The sequence below is a fragment of the Aquidulcibacter sp. genome (assembly GCF_044346625.1).
Taxonomy (GTDB): domain Bacteria; phylum Pseudomonadota; class Alphaproteobacteria; order Caulobacterales; family Aquidulcibacteraceae; genus Aquidulcibacter.
On sequence record NZ_JBIIYV010000015.1, the window covers coordinates 1 to 16,644 of the forward strand.

The window sequence follows — 16,644 nt, forward strand, 5'->3', positions numbered from 1 at the left end:
AAACCGCGTTGAGCGGTGGTGCGCTTCGCGGCCCTTCGGGTCAACAAACTCAAATGCTCCCGCCGCTTCGCAACACGCTACGATAAAACCGCCGCAAGCTATCTCGGCTTCACTCAAATCATCGCCGTACGACTCTGGTTCAAGAGTTTGTCAACGTGACCTAGATTTACGGCGAAAGCTTCTTCTCAAAATGCTGAATCGCAAAGCACCTCAAAACATAGAGGTAAAGAAGCGTAAAAAAGATCTCTTCGATTCCCTTTTGACTATTTCGAAAGAGCGCAATCAGATAGCCCACGGAAATTTTGTTTATTCAGGAGAGTATCCAGAAACGCTATTTCTAAGAAGAGGCTGGGGAAAGGATGAGGCCATCTATCTTTATGATTTGGCTACCTTGGATGCGCTCGTTTCCAAGATTTATGAAGTGGGTGAGCAAGTTATGACTTTAAGATTGGAAGTAATTGCAACAGCCCCACAGCGATACGAAACAGGTAGATGGATCTTTCCAACTCCCGTCGTCCTTAGCATTCGTCCTGAAGATCTTGGGATGCCCCCAGCTTAAGTGAAGGGATCCCCGCGGCGCATATCAAGCACTCAGAGCAAGTCTGTTGGTAAGTCTACAAAAAACTTCCGTCTGATTTCCATCCAAAGACGGCCAGGCGTTTACAAGGCTTACTTCGCGCCTTGGGTGTGGCAACTTGTTTCAGAATGCGCCATAGTTTGCTGCACCACCACTTTCACCGGTTTGGAACACAAATATGCTGACACAAGGTGATGACTATCCAATTCATCAAACCGCTGAACCGATTGCCTATTCGGGTACGGATCGCAATTTTTACGATCGGTATTTCTTCAACGGATACCAAGCAGATGGTAGCGGCTTTTTCGCTTTGGCTTTTGGCGTTTATCCGCATTTAAATGTCGCCGATGCGCATTTCTCGGTGGTTCGCGGCGGTGTCCAACATTGCCTGCATGCGTCGCGGCTTCTGGCGATGGAGCGGATGGATTTGTCGGTCGGGCCGATCAAAATTGAGATTGTCGAGCCCCTCAACATTCTGCGCATTATCGTCAGCGAGCATGAGGGATTTAGCGCCGACTTGAGTTTTACCGGCCGCGCTTTTCCGGTCGAGGAACCGCGCTTTACCCGCCGCATCGGGCCACGCACCTTTATGGATTACACCCGAATGACCCAAAACGGGCATTGGTCCGGCTGGATCGAGATCGATGGTGTGCGGGAAGATGTTGGCGGCAGTGTCGGCACGCGCGACCGCTCTTGGGGCGTTCGACCCATTGGTGCCAGTGACCCCCAGCCGACCGTACCCCAACAGGTGCCGCAATTTTTCTGGATTTGGAGCCCGGTGAACTTTGCCGATGCCAGCCTGTTCTTTCACATCAATGCTGATGGAGCCGGAAAGCCTTGGAATAGCCGCGCAGTGTGGTGCCCGGACAAGGCAGGTCCCGATGACAGGATTGAGACCGAGCAGGCGTCCATGTCCCTGACGCTCATCCCCGGCATGCGCCACGCCAGCTCGGCCAGCTTGATCATGGAGGCTGATGGGCAACCTGCACGCCACGCTGCTTTCCAGCCAATCACCACCTTCCTGATGCGGGGTCTTGGCTATGGTCACCCCACTTGGGGGCATGGCGGCTGGAAGGGCGAGCTGGTCACCGAGCGGGAGGATATCGACCTTTCCAACATCGTGCCGGGTCGCCCGGACCATCTTCATATCCAGGCTGTTTGCAAGGTGACCGTGTCGGGTGGCGGCGAGACTGAAGTAGGCACCGGTATCCTCGAACAATTCATCATTGGCGCCTACGCCCCCCTGGGACTGACAAGCCTTGTCGCAGATTGATCCTATCCCCGCGCCGACTGACATCACTGCCGACTGGCTGGCACAACATTTTGGGTGGGCCGTTTCTGGCGTTGCAGCCAAGCCGGTCGGGACCGGGCAGGTCGGGGCGACCTACCGCTTTGTGTTGACCGACACCGATCCAGGCCCAACCCATCCGGCTTCCCTGATCGGCAAGTTCATGTCGGAAGATCCGGTCAGCCGGGCCACGGGCATTGCGCAATTGAGCTATGTGCGAGAGGTGAAATTCTACCAGAATTACGGCAACACCAAGCCCCTGCCGATCCCAACGGCTAGATATGCCGCCATTGATGAAGCCAGCCACGAATTTGCTTTGCTTATGGACGACTTTCCAGGCCATAGGCCGGGAAACCAACTCCTGCCCGCGACGCTGGAAGAGGCAAAGCTGGCGATGGTGGCGGCCGCCAGCATTCACGCTGCTTGGTGGGGCGATGCTAGGCTCGATACCCATACTTGGCTAAACGGCTCGCAAGCTGCTTCTGGCATGAATGTCGACGCCTTGTTTGAAATGCTGTGGCCAGCCTTTTGCGCGCGCTATGCCGATCAGATCAACGACCAAATCCGCGCTACGGGCGAGGCTTATTTGGGTCGGATCAATGCGTGGATTTCACAGCGTACCGGACCACGGTGCCTCACCCATGGTGACTTCCGACCCGATAACATGTTGTTCCAGGAAGGTGATGCCGCCTACCCAATTGTCATCGTCGATTGGCAAACGGCCGGGGTGGGCAATGGTGCCACCGATATTGCCTATTATCTGGGAACAGCCCTGACACCAGAGATGCGCCGCACGCATGAGCGCGCTCTGATTGATTTGTGGATCAACCAACTGGTGAAAGCCGGAGTGCCCGAAGCCGATACCCAAAGCCTATGGGACACCTATCGGCGAGACGCTTTGGTCGGATTCCTGATGGGTGTCCTTGCCTCCATGATCGTCGCACAAACGCCGCGCGGTGACGCCATGTTCCTAGCCATGTGTGCCCGTGCCGCCGCGATGGTTGAGGATCACGGCTCTGTTGGGTTGATTTAGGGGGACATCGTCAAGCAAGAGAGTGGTATCGGAGTTGCGGAGAATGGCACCGAAGGGCGGAGCGTTCGGATGTGTTCCCGCAGGGTCCCGCTTGTCACCCGCGAGCCCCACAACAGCTGACCCATGGATCAGTTCTCCATCCCTATCCCCTACTTGCCAGGTGGTGCGCGATACGGCACAGTCGCTGAAACGGACGAGGGGTGGATGCGGCGAAGGCAGTTTAATGGGGCTTCTCGTATCCGCGTGGCGCTGCTTGCGCTGGCGGCGTTGCTCGGCTCGGCTTGGCTGTTTCGGACCGCGCTGATCGATTTCACCGCTCAATCGCTGTTTCTCCCCACCGCTGAAACACGCCCAGCAACGCATGGGGTGTCTACGCACCACGATGTCGCCATGACCACGCGCGATGGCGTTATTCTGCGCGCGGTCGTTCATAGTCCCGTCGGGCTCGACAAAGCGCCCACCATTCTCACCCGCATTCCCTTTTCCGACTCACTGTGGAACCGGCTGCGCTCGGACTCGATTGGCCGGTTCTGGGCGGCGCGGGGCTACGTCGTCGTCGTCCAGGGCACGCGCGGCCGGTTCCGCTCCGGCGGCGAATTCGCGCCCCTCACCCACGAACGCGACGACGGGATCGACACGCTTGCTTGGCTACGACAACAACCTTGGTGGGACGGACGCCTGGCGATGTGGGGCGGCTCGGCGTTCGGTCATACGCAATGGGCCATCGCGGACCAGGGCGATCCTGGGCCAAACGCTTATTTCGTCCAGATCGCCTCAAGTCGGTTTCAAGACTTCTTCCATCCAGGCGGCGCGTTCGCTTTGGAGAGCGGGCTATACTGGGCGCTGAATTCGCATGGCCCGCGTGATCGTGACGTTGACATGGCGGCGCTTGATCGGGGCGCTCGCAGCCTGCCAATGAACCGCGCTGACGATGCCGCTGCACAAGACATTTTCTTTTTCAATGATTGGCTGAAAAATCAACCAGGCAGCGCTTATTGGGACGGCGTAGATGGTGAAGACCGCGCGGCGCAGGCGAGGGCACCGTTTTTGCTGCTTGGTGGTTGGTATGATCCTTTTCTGCCCAGCATGCTTGCAGACTTCGCCAAGTTGAGCGCTGCGCCGGCAAGTGCGCAATCGCGCCTGATCATCGGCCCCTATGCTCACGCGCGCGAGATCGCTTGGCCGGGCTTGCCGACGCCTGTGCCCTATCGACGCGGCAGCATAGAGCCTGCGCTCGATTGGTTCGATTCCCGCCTTAAGGTCGGTCCGCCGGTAAAGCCGCAAGCGCGGGTTCGTCTCTACATCATGGGCGCAAACGCATGGCGCGACGAGAATGAATGGCCGCTCGCGCGGACACGCTATGTGCCGCTTTATTTGACGTCTGGCGGCGGTTTGAGCGACGCTGCGCCTGACCGCGAAACCGTCGCACGATATGTCAGCGATCCCCTCAATCCCGTGCCAACGCGCGGCGGTGCCATGCTCGGGCCGCGCGCGGGGGTCGTGGCGCAAGATTCTGCGGGCGCGCGCGCCGATGTGCTGTCATTCGTCGGCCCGCCCTTGCCAGGGCCAATGGAGCTGGTTGGGCCAGTCCAGGCGGCGCTTTGGGTCACCACAGATTCGCCGTCAACGGACTTTACCGCCAAGCTTTCCTTAGTGGCGCTGGATGGCGTCGCCTATAACCTAACTGACGGAATTGTCCGCAGTGCATTTACACCTGGCGAACGCGCCCTTATTGAAATTGACATGGGCGCAACCGGCGTGCGGCTGCCTGCTGGCGCGCGCTTACGCGTGGACATCGCAAGCAGCAATTTTCCGCGCTTTGATCGCAATCCGAACACAGGCGAAAGCGCTGCCAGTGCGACGACAACACGTACGGCGCAGCAAGCCCTTTGGCTTGGTGCGGAAACACCGTCTCATATCCTTTTGCCGGTGATCCCCCAATGAACGCCGCCCGGTCTCAGCCCGCGCCGCGCACCGCAGCTGAGCGCAATTTTGCTATCGTCTTTGCCGCACTGCTTGCGCTGTTTGTGTTTCGGGTCTGCGCGCAGCTTCTTCAACTCTATGCCCCGGTGGATTGGCTACCACCGTTTCAGGCTTGGCATTCGGGCACGCTGCCTTATGGCGTTCTGGTCGCTGCGCAGATCGCGATCATCGGTGTGGCGATCTGGATGATCAAAGTTATGACCGAGGGGCGACTACGTCGTCAGGGACGCGCCGGGGCCGTCGTCAGCTGGATTGGACTCATCTATTTGGTGGGGTCAGCCATCCGCTTTGTCGCCGGCTTCACCATCGCCCGCGAAACGCCGTTCTTGAACGACCATTTGCCCGGGTTCTTCCACATCATCTTGGCGCTGATGGTGGTGGTCGCAGGGCGCTACCTGAAGGGTGAGGCGCTTGCGCCGGCTTGGCTCGGGCGCGGCGCGCGCTGGGCAATCCGCTACGCAGCATACCCGCTGTTGATGCTCGGGGCCTTGGCGCTCCTTGCGGCGCTCCTCCACAGCGGCACCGCGCTCGCCTGGGCGCCATATGCGACCGTCGCGATTTTCGGGTCAATGATCTTACTGTGTGAGCGGATTGCGCCGTTTCGCAAAGAGTGGGTCGCCAGCATGGGCGACTATGTTCAGGACGGCGTGTTCATGGTCATCGTGCAGGTGATCGTGCCCTTCGCGCTAGGCTGGGCGGTGGCGTTCACGCTCGCCAGTCTGCTGCAAACGCATGGCGGTGGGCTTGGTCTGTGGCCGGATCATTGGCCGATCGCGGCGCAACTGGTCCTGAAGGTGATCGCCGGAGACTTCCTGCGCTATTGGCTGCATCGCGCTGTCCACACTTGGCGCCCCTTGTGGCGTCTGCATGAAGTGCATCATGCGCCGCAAAAGCTTTACTCGACAAACGTCTTCCGCTTTCACCCCTTTGAGAAAACGCTGCAATTCTGCTGCGACACTCTGCCTTTTGTTGTCATCGGGATCGGCCCGGAAGCGCTGGCTTACTACTTTGTTTTTTATGCGATCAGCGGCCTGTTCCAGCATTCCAATGTCGATATCCGGCTTGGGCCGCTTAACTACATTTTCAGCGGCCCTGAAGTGCATCGCTGGCACCATTCGCGAACGATTGCTGAATCCAACAACAACTACGCGCATAGCTTTGTGGTCTGGGATCTCGTGTTCGGCACCTATTTCCGGCCAAGGCAGCGCAAGGTGGAGACCTTGGGGCTTGTCGACCCGGCCTACCCGAGCGGGTTTACACGGCAAATGGCTGCGCCGTTCCGGCCCGATGAAGGCAAGGGCTCGTAATGCTGCAGGAATTTCTCGCGCGCGCCGCGCTATGGGCTTCGATGGAGACGCTGGGCCGCAGCGCACATCGCAAGCTCTTGAGCGCGGCGAAGGACCCGCGATCCGCACAGGAAAGCGCGATGCGCGAAATCGTGCGCTTGTGCGTGCCGACAGGCCAAGGCCAAAGGTTTGGTCTCGCACATGTCGACGGGGTCGACGCCTTTCGCGCGGCAGTTCCAATCCAGACCTATGAAGACATTCGCCCCGCGATTGAACATGAAATCCAATCCGGCGCGCTCGAAATCGCGCCCGAACCACCATTGATGTATGCTCGCACCAGCGGCACGACAGGTAAGCAAAAATACATTCCAGTGACCCCGACCACGCTGCGCCAATCACAAACCGCCCAGCGGGCGATGGCCTATGCGCCGCACGCCGCGTTGCGCGCATTCTCCGGCAAAGTGCTTGGTCTTGGCGGCGCCGCCACGGAGGAACGTTTGAGCCGCAATGTCGCCGCCGGTGCCACAAGCGGGTTGATTTATCAAACTATGCCAGGAATTGTGCGCGCCAACTATGTCGTGCCGGCGCAAGTGTTTGGCATTGAAGACTACGCCCTCAAGTATCTGCTCATCGCGCGGCTCGCGCTCGCTCAAAGCGATCTTTCGCTGATCGCAACCGCCAATCCCTCAACGATCCTGCGGCTGCTCGCCGTCATCGATGACAATCGACAGGCGCTTGCAGCAGACTTGTTGTGCGGTGGGTTTCATGCGTCCGATCGCCTGGATGCAGGCGTGCGCCATGCCATCGCGCCGCTCTTGAGGCCGGCGCCAATCCCCGGCCAGCGCCTTGCCGCGGCGCTGCCCATTCGACTTTCGACGCTGTGGCCAAATCTGCGTGCAGTGGTGACTTGGCTCGGCGGTGGCTGCGCGATTGCCGCGCAGGCAGTCCGGGCTCAGCTTCCACCCCAGGGGCAAATGATGGACGCCGGCTATGTCGCCAGCGAACTGCGCGGGACGGTCGTTGTTGATGTGACGCGTGGCTTGGCTTTGCCGATGCTCCGCGATGTGTTCTTTGAGTTCGTCCCGGTCAATGATTGGGACGCGGGCGTGCGGGAGACGCGCTTGCTGCACGAGCTCGAATACGGGCAGGACTATCATATCATCGTCACCACCGCTGCTGGCCTTTTGCGCTACCACATGAACGATGTGATGCGCGTTACCGGGCGCGTTGGCGCAACCCCCACTTTGGCCTTCATCCGCAAAGGGCGCGGCGTCACCAATATCGTTGGCGAGAAACTGTCAGAAGACCAAGTCCATGCCGCTGTGGTCGCATGCTTGCCAGAGCCGCCACGCTTCTATGTTGCGCTCGCCGATACAGCCGATGCACGCTATTTCCTTTGGGTAGAGCCGGCGAACAGCACCGTTCTCAGCACAGACTTGGCCGCCTCGATCGACGCAAAGCTTGCGCACTTGAACATTGAATATGCCGCCAAACGGGGCAGCGGCCGACTGCATCCGTTGCAAGTGCGTGTGCTCCGCCGCGACGCCGGCGAAGCCTATCATCGTCATTTGGTCGAACATAAGGGGCAGCGCGAGGCGCAGGCCAAAGTCCTCGCTTTGCAAACGGTCGAAGAATTCGACTTTAACCTATCCGCTTTCGAGATCGTCGATGCCGTCGCTTGAGATCAAAGCCGTCTCTTGTCCAATTCCGTTCCGGACCCGCTTTGGCCATGCATCCGCGGAGCGCGCTTCTGCGGAGAACATCATCGTTCTTGTCAAGGATAGGAGTGGCTTATTTGGCCTGGGCGAAGGATGCCCGCGCAGCTATGTGACCGGCGAAACAGTCGCCACCGCGTTGGTGTTCGTTAAAGCCCACCGGGATACGTTCGCGCGCCTTGAAGGCTTCGACGATCTGAAAGCCTGGATGGCCACCCACGAAGTCGAAATCGACGCTAATCCCAGCGCCTTTTGCGCCGTCGAGTTGGCGCTGCTCGATCTCTTTGGCCGGCGCGCACAAAAGCCGCTTGAAGCGTTCCTCGGCATTCCGCGGGCTTCCAGCATTCCAGCGAGCGCTGTTTATGGAACGAGCGGCGGGCTGAAGTTTAAGGCCCAGCGCTTGCTCTTTAAAATGAACGGTCTCCACGATGCAAAGCTTAAGGTCAGCGGCGACGCGCGGCGCGATGTCGCGCGCGTGCGCGCGCTATCGCGTTCGGGCGCGGTTCGCCTCGACGCAAACAATCTCTGGCCAGACGCTGCATCCGCCATAGCCGCGCTGAAGAATCTTGCAGCCTTTGCTTGGGCGGTAGAAGAGCCGATCAAGCCGCGCGACTGGGCGGGCCTGCGCGCCATTTCTGAGGCCACCGGCCTTCTCATCATCGCGGATGAAAGCCTCACACGCCTTGCTGACCTCAGCGCGATGCCAGAGGGATTCGCCGTCAATTTGCGCGTTTCCAAACTTGGCGGTTTGTTGCGTTCACGCGCCGTGCTCGACTGCGCCCGCGCCCAAAACCGTCCGATCATTATCGGTGCCCAAGTGGGGGAGACAAGCATCCTGGCTCGTGCGGCCTTGTCGCTCGCGGCCGCCGCCAGTGGCGATCTTCGCGGCTTTGAAGCTGGCTATGGAACGTGGTTGCTCACCCAGGATATTGTTTCCCCGGAGCTGCGCATCGCACATGGAGGCCTGCGGCCAGACCCTATCGTCAGCGCCTACGGTATGGGCCTTACATTAACAGCTCACGCTGGTGCTTTCGGGCTCTCATGAACTCCATGCGGGCGGAACCCGGAATCACCAAGGAACCGCCAGGAATACCCCGCAACACGACAATCTTCAGGGGCGAGATAAAATGGCGCTGCGGGATCGAAGATCGCAGCGCCGGTTGGACATCTGATTTCGGCGCTGATCGGCTTCGGGCCGGGTCGGGCGTTCTCGACAACGTAACCTGTGAGCACTGCGGCAGTATCCTGGGGCGCTTTTGGCGGTATCGCCGAGCGCGCCTGTACAGGATCAAGACAGATTTTCAAAAATTTGTACTGTCAGCCCAATGCTAAGCGCTTCCGCAAAATTTCGGAGCGTTCCTGTCGAAAAAGAACAATGGTGCCCAGAAGAGGACTCGAACCTCCACGCCTCGCGGCGCTGCTACCTGAAAGCAGTGCGTCTACCAATTCCGCCATCTGGGCAATGGAAGCGGGGATTTAGAGGACATGGGCGCAGGCGTCAATTGACTTATCATTGCGTCAGGTGCGATTTCGCCCTGCGCGGCTGACTTGCTGGGGCAAGGCTGGCTCGTCTAGATCATGCCTATGGCCAAACTGGTGATCATGGGCGTCTCTGGCGCAGGCAAAACGACCCTGGGCTCGACTTTGGCGGCGCGTCTGAGCTGGCGCTTTCTCGACGCCGACGATTTTCATTCTCCAGAAGCCAAGGCCAAAATCGCCTCAGGCGTCACGTTGGATGAGACCGACCGTGCGGCCTGGTTGGCTAGGATTAAGCCTGTGTTTGATGCGGTGGGGGTGTCGACGGTTTTGGCGTGCTCGGCCCTTAAGGCGATTCATCGCGCAAGTTTGGCGCCTGACTATCTGGTGCATTTGGTGATTGGGACCGACCTTGCCCACACGCGCTTGTCGACCCGGCAAGGCCATTTTGCCGGGCCCAGCATCTTGGCCTCACAGTTTTCAACGCTGGAGTCACCAGACGACGCACTTGCCGTCGACGCTGCACAGCCAACGGCTGCGCAGGTCGATCAGATTATTCAGGCATTTGCACTCAAATCTGCGTGAGCGATCAAAATGGGATGGCCCGGCGGCGTTTGGAATAAGCGGTATAGCCAGCATTCACACCGGCACGAAAGCCAATGCCTGTGCGCATTGGAGCCAATGTCACCCCTTCAGCACGCTGATAAGTGACTGCAATCCCAGCAATAAAGAAGGCCGCGCCCTCGACACCTGGATAGCGACGATAGATGCCGTCCGGGTTTTGTAGATTATAAACGAGGGTGAAGACTTTGCTGGCATTACCGCCGGTGTCGAGGCCGATGGAAGGGCCCTGCCAGAAGATTTTGCGCTCTTGGCCGTCCTTCATCACCAAGGTGCCTTGGCCATAACGGACGCCAAAGCCGATGGCAGCAGCATATTCATCGCCCCGGATATAGCCGACGGGGCTGCCTTGGTCTTGGAACACGCGCTCGACCGCTTGGCCGACGCTGCCCGAGGTTTTGCCAAAGAAGGTTCCAGCCGCATCGACAATTTCCTGCTGGGTGAAGCCGTCAGGATTGGCCTTTTTGGTAGCAGGTGCCGGACTTGATGACGTCGCCATGTCATCAGGCGTTGGCCCTGTGGTTTGCGCGAGGGCAGGTGTTCCCAAAGTCAGGCCCGAACTTAGGACTGCCGCGCAGAGAATAGCAAGTTTCCGATCAATCATGATGTGGCTCCAAAATCGCCCCTTGGCTTGTTAAAGCCAAACATGGTTAGTTTGGCGTTAAAATGGCCACAGCGTGTTCAGACCTTGGCCATGCTCGCGATCAAGCCCCGTCGGCATGCATCTCATAGGGGACCAGAACGGGTGGATCGTCCAGCTCATGACAAAGCGCGCGGTCGCGCGTGACCAAAGTCCTCCCGCTAGCTTGGGCGGTGGCGACAATCAGCGCGTCAGCCAAATCGAGCCGTCTTTCTTGCCGCAAGGCCGCTGCATAGACTGCAATGTCGGCGTCGACGTGGATCAAATAAAAGCGGTCTAACCAGAGACGCATGGCGTCTTCCTGGGCAGAAGGCACGCCGCACATCACTTCTACCCAGGTGATGACAGAGATGGCGGCCCCGGGATGGCTCGAAATGGACTCGCTAGCCGCCCGATGCCCTTGCAGATGGTCGATCAATATATTGGTGTCGAACAAAACCTTCATCGACCCCACCCTTTTGTTTGGGTTAGTGCGTGCGAGCCCTTCGATAGCCATGCGCCTGCAGCAGCACAAGTCCCCCGCATGGCACACCCTTCCCCTTAGCCTTCGGGTCAGCTAAAAGCCCGGCCAACCCCTAGTTTGACTGACAGAAAGACACACGCGTGGCACATCAGCATATCTTCCAAATGCAAGGCCTGACCAAAGCCTATCCAGGCGGCAAGAAAGTATTCGAAAACATCTGGTTGTCCTTTTACCCAGATGCGAAGATCGGTGTGGTTGGTGTCAACGGTTCGGGTAAGTCCAGCCTTTTGAAGATTATGGCTGGCCTCGATAAGGATTTCACGGGTGAGGCCCGTCCCGCCCAAGGCACAAAAATGGGCTATTTGGCTCAGGAACCAGACTTGGACGCCACCAAATCAGTCTGGGAGAATGTGATTGCTGACTGCCCGGAGAAGATCTTGTTTGATCGGTTCGGCGAAGTCTCCATGAAGATGGCTGAAGACTATAGCGACGAACTGATGGAAGAGATGACGTCCTTGCAAGAGCAGATTGACGCTGCTGATGCGTGGGACATTGATGCCAAGATCGAAATGGCGATGGGCGCGCTACGCTGCCCGGACAATGATGCCGACATTTCCAAGCTCTCGGGCGGGGAAAAGCGCCGCGTCGCCTTGTGCCGCCTCTTGTTGTCCAAGCCCGACATGATGATGCTGGACGAGCCAACCAACCACTTGGACGCAGAATCGGTGGCCTGGCTTCAACACCATTTGGAAGAGTTTCCGGGCTGCGTTATTCTCGTCACGCACGACCGCTACTTCCTCGACCAAGTGACAAAGTGGACACTTGAACTCGACCGCGGCAAAGGCATTCCTTACGAAGGCAATTATTCCAGCTGGCTGGAACAAAAGGCCAAGCGCATCGCGCAAGAAGAGCGCGAGAGCGACGCCAAGTCCAAAATGATGGCCAAGGAATTGGACTGGGTGCGGCAAAGCCCGAAGGCACGCCAAGCCAAATCGAAGGCGCGTCTGGCCCGTTATGAAGAAATGGCAGATGCGGCCGAGCGCGAAAAGCAGAGCTTCGCCACCATCCAAATTCCACCCGGACCGCGGCTGGGTACCAATGTTATTCGCTTTGATGGCCTGTCCAAGGGTTATGGCGACCGCATGTTGATCAATGATCTCACCTTCAAATTGCCGCAAAACGGCATTGTGGGCGTGATCGGGCCGAACGGGGCGGGTAAATCGACCTTGTTTAAAATGATTACCGGTCAAGAAGTACCAGACAGCGGCTCCATCACTGTAGGTGAGAGTGTTAAGCTGGGCTTTGTCGATCAAAGCCGTGATCATTTGGATGATAGCAAGAACGTGTGGGAAGAAATCTCCGGCGGGCTCGACATTATCGATGTCGGCGGACGCGAAGTACCCTCGCGTGCTTATGTCGGAACCTTTAATTTCAAGGGCGCAGATCAGCAAAAGAAAGTCGGACTTTTGTCTGGCGGGGAACGCAACCGTGTACATCTGGCCAAAACCCTGCGTTCCGGGGCCAATGTGTTGCTGCTCGACGAACCGACAAACGACCTTGACGTTGAAACGCTGTCTGCCCTTGAAAACGCACTGGAAGTCTGGCCGGGCTGCGCCGTCGTCATCAGCCACGACCGCTGGTTCCTTGACCGTTTGGCCACGCATATTCTTTCCTATGAAGGGGAAAGCCACGTGGAATGGTTTGAAGGTAACTTCCAAGCCTATGAAGAAGACAAAAAGCGTCGTCTGGGCCTGACAGAAATTATCCCAAGTCGCATCAAGTTCCAGAAATTCGCGCGGTAGGGGGGTTAACCCCCTACAGCACAAACCGGCTCAAATCAGTGTTCTTCGACAAGCCTTCGACCTTTTCGCGGACATAGGCACCGGTGATATCGATGGTCTCGCCGCCGCGGTCAGTGGCGTTGAAGCTGATGTCGTCCAGTACGCGCTCCAGGACGGTATGCAGACGGCGCGCGCCGATGTTTTCAACGCTGGTATTCACCGCAACAGCCACATCGGCAATGGCATCCACGGCGTCGTCGGTGAAGGAAAGCGTTACGCCTTCGGTTCCCATCAGGCCGACATATTGCTTCACAAGGCTGGCTTCAGGCTCGGTTAAGATGCGGCGGAAATCATCGCGGGTCAGGGCCTGCAACTCCACCCGGATTGGCAAGCGGCCTTGCAACTCTGGCAACAGGTCGGATGGCTTGGCCACATGGAAAGCGCCCGATGCGATAAACAGGATAAAGTCAGTCTTCAATGCGCCGTGCTTGGTTGAAACGGTGGTGCCTTCGATCAAAGGCAACAAATCGCGCTGTACGCCTTCGCGGCTGACATCGGCCCCTTGGCGTTCGGCGCGCGCACAAATTTTGTCGACCTCATCGATAAAAACAACGCCTTCGGTCTCGGCCAAAAGCAAGGCTTCTTGCGTGATGGAATCCTTATCCAACAGCTTATCGCTTTCCTCCATCACGAGGGGCTCATAAGCTTCGGCAACCGTGGTCTTGCGCGTGCGCTTCTTCGTGCCGGACAGGCTTTGCAACATCGAACCTAAGTCGATCATGCCGCCCGGCGCTCCTGGAAACTCCATCATCGAGGCAGCGGGAGAACTCACATCGAAATCAAGTTCAATCTCCTTGTCTGCCAAAAGGCCGCCACGAAGCTTTTTGCGGAAAGCTTCACGTGTGCCTTGGCTCGCCTCGGTCCCGACGAGGGCATCCAAAACGCGGTCTTCGGCCATGGCTTCGGCCTTGGCGCGCACATCTTTCCGGCGGCGGTCGCGCACCAAATGGATGGCAGCCTCCACAAGATCTCGGATAATTTGATCAACATCACGACCGACATAGCCGACTTCGGTGAATTTGGTGGCTTCGACTTTTACAAAGGGCGCACCTGCCAGTTTGGCGAGACGGCGCGCAATCTCGGTTTTGCCGACGCCTGTTGGCCCAATCATCAGAATGTTTTTCGGCGTTGTTTCTTCGCGCAGCTTCTCAGGCAAGCGCTTGCGGCGCCAGCGGTTACGCAGCGCGATGGCAACGGCCCTCTTGGCGTCGGATTGGCCAATGACGTGGCGGTCGAGCTCTGAAACAATTTCGCGGGGGGAAAGGTCGGTCATTCTACGCTTGCCAATTGTTCAATGGTCAGATTGCCATTGGTGTACACACAAATATCTGCTGCAATCGCCATGGCTTTGCGCGCGATCGTTTCAGCGTCTAAGTCTTGATCATAAAGCGCCCGGGCCGCGGCCAGCGCATAACCGCCACCAGAGCCAATGGCGGCTACAGCGTGATCTGGTTCCAGCACGTCGCCCGTGCCGGTCAGCACATAGGTGCCCTCTTTATCGGCGCAAATCAGCATGGCCTCAAGGCGGCGCAAATATCGGTCTGTCCGCCAGTCCTTGGCTAATTCAACACAGGCGCGCAATAATTGATTGGGAAAGCGCTCCAGCTTGCCTTCCAGCCGCTCAAACAAGGTGAAGGCATCCGCCGTGGCGCCGGCAAAGCCTGTAAGAACACTTCCCCCTGCAAGGGTGCGAACCTTGCGTGCGCCATGCTTCATCACAGTATTGCCAACCGAGACTTGGCCATCGCCGACGACGACGACTTTGCCGCCTTTGCGCACTGCCAGAATCGTTGTGCCGCGCCAGTCGGCGGCGGGACGTTCAAAATCGCTCATGTCCATGTAATGGCGTTTGTGGAGGCTGACTTCAAGGCGCACGGGCTCAGCTTAGCTAGTACGGCGCAGTTCTTCGATTGCCGGTGCTTGGGTTAGGCCGTCTGCACGGGCAGCCCACTTGCGGGCATGGGCTTCAAATTCATCTGCCGACATGGGCGAGCCAAACAGATAGCCCTGCCCCAGAGTCGCGCCACGCTTTTTCAAGAAGGCGGCTTGTTCTTGGGTTTCCACGCCTTCGGCAACCGTCTCAAAATTCAGGCCGCCTGCCATTGCGATAATAGTTTCAATCATTGTTGGCGCATTGCGGTCCTTGCCCAAGGCGCGAATAAAGCTTTGATCAATCTTAAAGACGTCAAATGGCATGCGGGTAAGCGCTGCTAGGTTTGAGTGACCCGTTCCGAAATCATCGATGGCGATCCGAACACCCTTGTTCCGCAACGGTTCAAGCAGGCGGATCACCCGATCTGGATTACTCATGGCGATGGATTCAGTGATTTCCAACTCAAACAAAGAAGCCGGCAGGCCGGTTTCGGCCAGAATGCTCTGGACCTTGGCCGTAAAGTTATCGTCGTTGAACTGCATCGCCGACACATTGACCGCTACCCGCAGCGCAATGCCCCGGCGCAGCCAAGCTGCCGCCTTTTTGGCGGCATCGCGCATGATGTAGTCGCCCAGGGGCGCAATCAGGCCGGTTTCCTCGGCGGCGGTGATAAATTTGGTTGGCGAAACCATGCCTTGGGTTGGGTGGTTCCAGCGTACCAAGGCTTCGCAGCCGTGAATGCGACCGGTACCCAGATCCACTTTCGGCTGGAAATAGGCCATGAACTGACCTTGCTCGATCCCGGCGCGAATCTCATTCTCAAGCACCAGTTTCTCCAGAGCGCGCTGGTTCATCTTGCGCGTAAAGAAGACGCTGCGGTTGCGCCCACCATTGCGGGCGTGGCTGAGCGCAAGGTCGGCTGAACGCAAGACTTCTTCGCCTGTTTCACCGTCTTGCGGGAAGATCGCAATCCCGGCGCACGCACCCAGCACGATGCGGTGACCGCTCAACTCAAAGTGCTGGCGCAAACCTGCAGCAACCAATTGGGCAAAGCGACCAGCTTGGGTTGGATCATCAATGTCTGGAATCAGAACGGCAAATTCAGAACTCCCGGTCCGTGCCAAAAGTGCGGGACGGGCAATGCAGGTTTGCAATCGCACAATCCGATCCGACGCCCGCACCGCAGCCGATAGGCGCTCTGCAACCAGACCCAATAATTCTTCGCCAGCAATCTGGCCCAAGGTCTCTTGCACACGGAGAAATTTGTCGACATCGATCGAGATGACGGCACCGACCAAATTGTTAGCAGCATTAGATTTTGCGGCTTCATCGGTTTCCTGACGGAAACGGTCGCGGTTAGGCAGTTCGGTGATGGTGTCCACAAAGGCCAGTTGCTGGATGCGCTTCATGGAGGCGTCCAGGCGCTGCATCATTCGGTTCAAGGCTCGGGCAAGAATTTCAAGTTCATCGCCAGAGCGAATGTCGAGACGGACACCCAAGCGCTTCAAATTGGTCTGTTGGGCAAATTCGGTCAGATCGTGCAGTGGACTTGTGATGCGGCTCACAAAGGCAAAGAAGGCTGCTGTAGCCAAAATCACTGACAAAATTGCCCCGCCAATGGCCCACGTCAAGGCACGTCCGCCGAGGGTAAAGCCCAAGATCAAGATCATGCCCAACATCACGACACTTATAAGGCCGAGGAAAGCCAAAGCCAGCTTCCCGGCCAGGGTCTTTAGGATGTTTTCAAACCAATCTTTCACTGAATTCTACGCCCATGAGTTCTGGATGCGGCGACAACACCAACAAGTTCCCAGACCAACTTTTCCTGTTTGCACACATTAGGTTGAC

14 protein-coding genes, 1 tRNA gene and 1 pseudogene are annotated in these 16,644 nt (G+C 57.9%); 10 read left to right on the plus strand and 6 right to left on the minus strand.

Annotated elements, in window-relative coordinates; translation table 11 throughout:
• Nucleotides 1-42: 42 nt before the first annotated feature.
• The 8 genes and pseudogenes from ACIQ20_RS05835 to ACIQ20_RS05870 form a co-directional block, all read left to right on the plus strand.
• Nucleotides 43-159: pseudogene (locus ACIQ20_RS05835) on the plus strand (IS5/IS1182 family transposase); the annotation flags it as partial.
• Between the two features lie 31 nt (nucleotides 160-190).
• Nucleotides 191-559, plus strand: a complete 369-nt coding sequence (locus ACIQ20_RS05840; RefSeq protein ID WP_395778306.1) for a hypothetical protein — start codon at nucleotides 191-193, stop codon at nucleotides 557-559.
• A gap of 196 nt (nucleotides 560-755) precedes the next feature.
• Nucleotides 756-1,850, plus strand: coding sequence for a hypothetical protein (locus ACIQ20_RS05845; protein ID WP_395778308.1), 1,095 nt, complete (start codon nucleotides 756-758; stop codon nucleotides 1,848-1,850).
• The gene (locus ACIQ20_RS05850; RefSeq protein WP_395778310.1) at nucleotides 1,837-2,898 is read left to right on the plus strand and encodes a phosphotransferase family protein; all 1,062 of its coding nucleotides are present in this window, start codon (nucleotides 1,837-1,839) and stop codon (nucleotides 2,896-2,898) included. The genes ACIQ20_RS05845 and ACIQ20_RS05850 overlap by 14 nt, the downstream gene beginning before the upstream one ends.
• A gap of 123 nt (nucleotides 2,899-3,021) precedes the next feature.
• Nucleotides 3,022-4,842: a CocE/NonD family hydrolase gene (locus ACIQ20_RS05855; protein WP_395778312.1), complete on the plus strand. Its 1,821-nt coding sequence runs from the start codon at nucleotides 3,022-3,024 to the stop codon at nucleotides 4,840-4,842.
• The gene (locus tag ACIQ20_RS05860) at nucleotides 4,839-6,188 is read left to right on the plus strand and encodes a sterol desaturase family protein (protein WP_395778314.1); all 1,350 of its coding nucleotides are present in this window, start codon (nucleotides 4,839-4,841) and stop codon (nucleotides 6,186-6,188) included. Before ACIQ20_RS05855 ends, ACIQ20_RS05860 begins: the two co-directional genes overlap by 4 nt.
• A complete protein-coding gene (locus ACIQ20_RS05865) occupies nucleotides 6,188-7,849 on the plus strand; it encodes a GH3 auxin-responsive promoter family protein (RefSeq protein WP_395778316.1) in 1,662 nt (553 codons plus the stop codon). The genes ACIQ20_RS05860 and ACIQ20_RS05865 overlap by 1 nt, the downstream gene beginning before the upstream one ends.
• Nucleotides 7,836-8,927: a mandelate racemase/muconate lactonizing enzyme family protein gene (locus tag ACIQ20_RS05870; protein ID WP_395778318.1), complete on the plus strand. Its 1,092-nt coding sequence runs from the start codon at nucleotides 7,836-7,838 to the stop codon at nucleotides 8,925-8,927. Before ACIQ20_RS05865 ends, ACIQ20_RS05870 begins: the two co-directional genes overlap by 14 nt.
• Before the next feature lie 331 nt (nucleotides 8,928-9,258).
• Here the strand turns inward: ACIQ20_RS05870 and ACIQ20_RS05875 are convergent.
• Nucleotides 9,259-9,343: transfer RNA gene (locus tag ACIQ20_RS05875), tRNA-Leu, on the minus strand.
• Between the two features lie 123 nt (nucleotides 9,344-9,466).
• Between ACIQ20_RS05875 and ACIQ20_RS05880 the strand changes: the two genes are divergently transcribed.
• Entirely contained in the window at nucleotides 9,467-9,943 is a 477-nt protein-coding gene (locus ACIQ20_RS05880; protein WP_395778320.1) for a gluconokinase, read from the plus strand.
• A 4-nt stretch (nucleotides 9,944-9,947) separates the two neighbouring features.
• Here the strand turns inward: ACIQ20_RS05880 and ACIQ20_RS05885 are convergent, their stop codons facing one another.
• Together ACIQ20_RS05885 and ACIQ20_RS05890 are read right to left on the minus strand one after the other, a co-directional pair.
• Complete coding sequence (locus ACIQ20_RS05885; protein ID WP_395778322.1) at nucleotides 9,948-10,583, minus strand: DUF1134 domain-containing protein; 636 nt, start codon at nucleotides 10,581-10,583, stop codon at nucleotides 9,948-9,950.
• A gap of 100 nt (nucleotides 10,584-10,683) precedes the next feature.
• A complete protein-coding gene (locus tag ACIQ20_RS05890; protein ID WP_395778324.1) occupies nucleotides 10,684-11,064 on the minus strand; it encodes a PIN domain-containing protein in 381 nt (126 codons plus the stop codon).
• 158 nt (nucleotides 11,065-11,222) lie between these two features.
• Here ACIQ20_RS05890 and ettA point away from each other — a divergent pair, with 158 nt between their 5' ends.
• Nucleotides 11,223-12,884 carry an energy-dependent translational throttle protein EttA gene (ettA, locus tag ACIQ20_RS05895; RefSeq protein ID WP_395778326.1) on the plus strand — a complete coding sequence of 554 codons (1,662 nt, stop codon included), beginning with the start codon at nucleotides 11,223-11,225 and terminating at the stop codon, nucleotides 12,882-12,884.
• 13 nt (nucleotides 12,885-12,897) lie between these two features.
• Here ettA and hslU read toward each other — a convergent pair whose 3' ends face one another.
• From hslU to ACIQ20_RS05910, 3 genes are read right to left on the minus strand one after another with little or no spacing between them, the layout of a single operon-like run.
• Nucleotides 12,898-14,196 (minus strand): ATP-dependent protease ATPase subunit HslU, encoded by a 1,299-nt coding sequence (gene hslU, locus ACIQ20_RS05900; protein WP_395778328.1) that lies wholly within the window; start codon nucleotides 14,194-14,196, stop codon nucleotides 12,898-12,900.
• The gene (gene hslV, locus ACIQ20_RS05905) at nucleotides 14,193-14,756 is read right to left on the minus strand and encodes an ATP-dependent protease subunit HslV (RefSeq protein WP_395778330.1); all 564 of its coding nucleotides are present in this window, start codon (nucleotides 14,754-14,756) and stop codon (nucleotides 14,193-14,195) included. The genes hslU and hslV overlap by 4 nt, the downstream gene beginning before the upstream one ends.
• 51 nt (nucleotides 14,757-14,807) lie before the next feature.
• Nucleotides 14,808-16,556 carry a putative bifunctional diguanylate cyclase/phosphodiesterase gene (locus ACIQ20_RS05910; protein WP_395778332.1) on the minus strand — a complete coding sequence of 583 codons (1,749 nt, stop codon included), beginning with the start codon at nucleotides 16,554-16,556 and terminating at the stop codon, nucleotides 14,808-14,810.
• Nucleotides 16,557-16,644 lie beyond the last annotated feature (88 nt).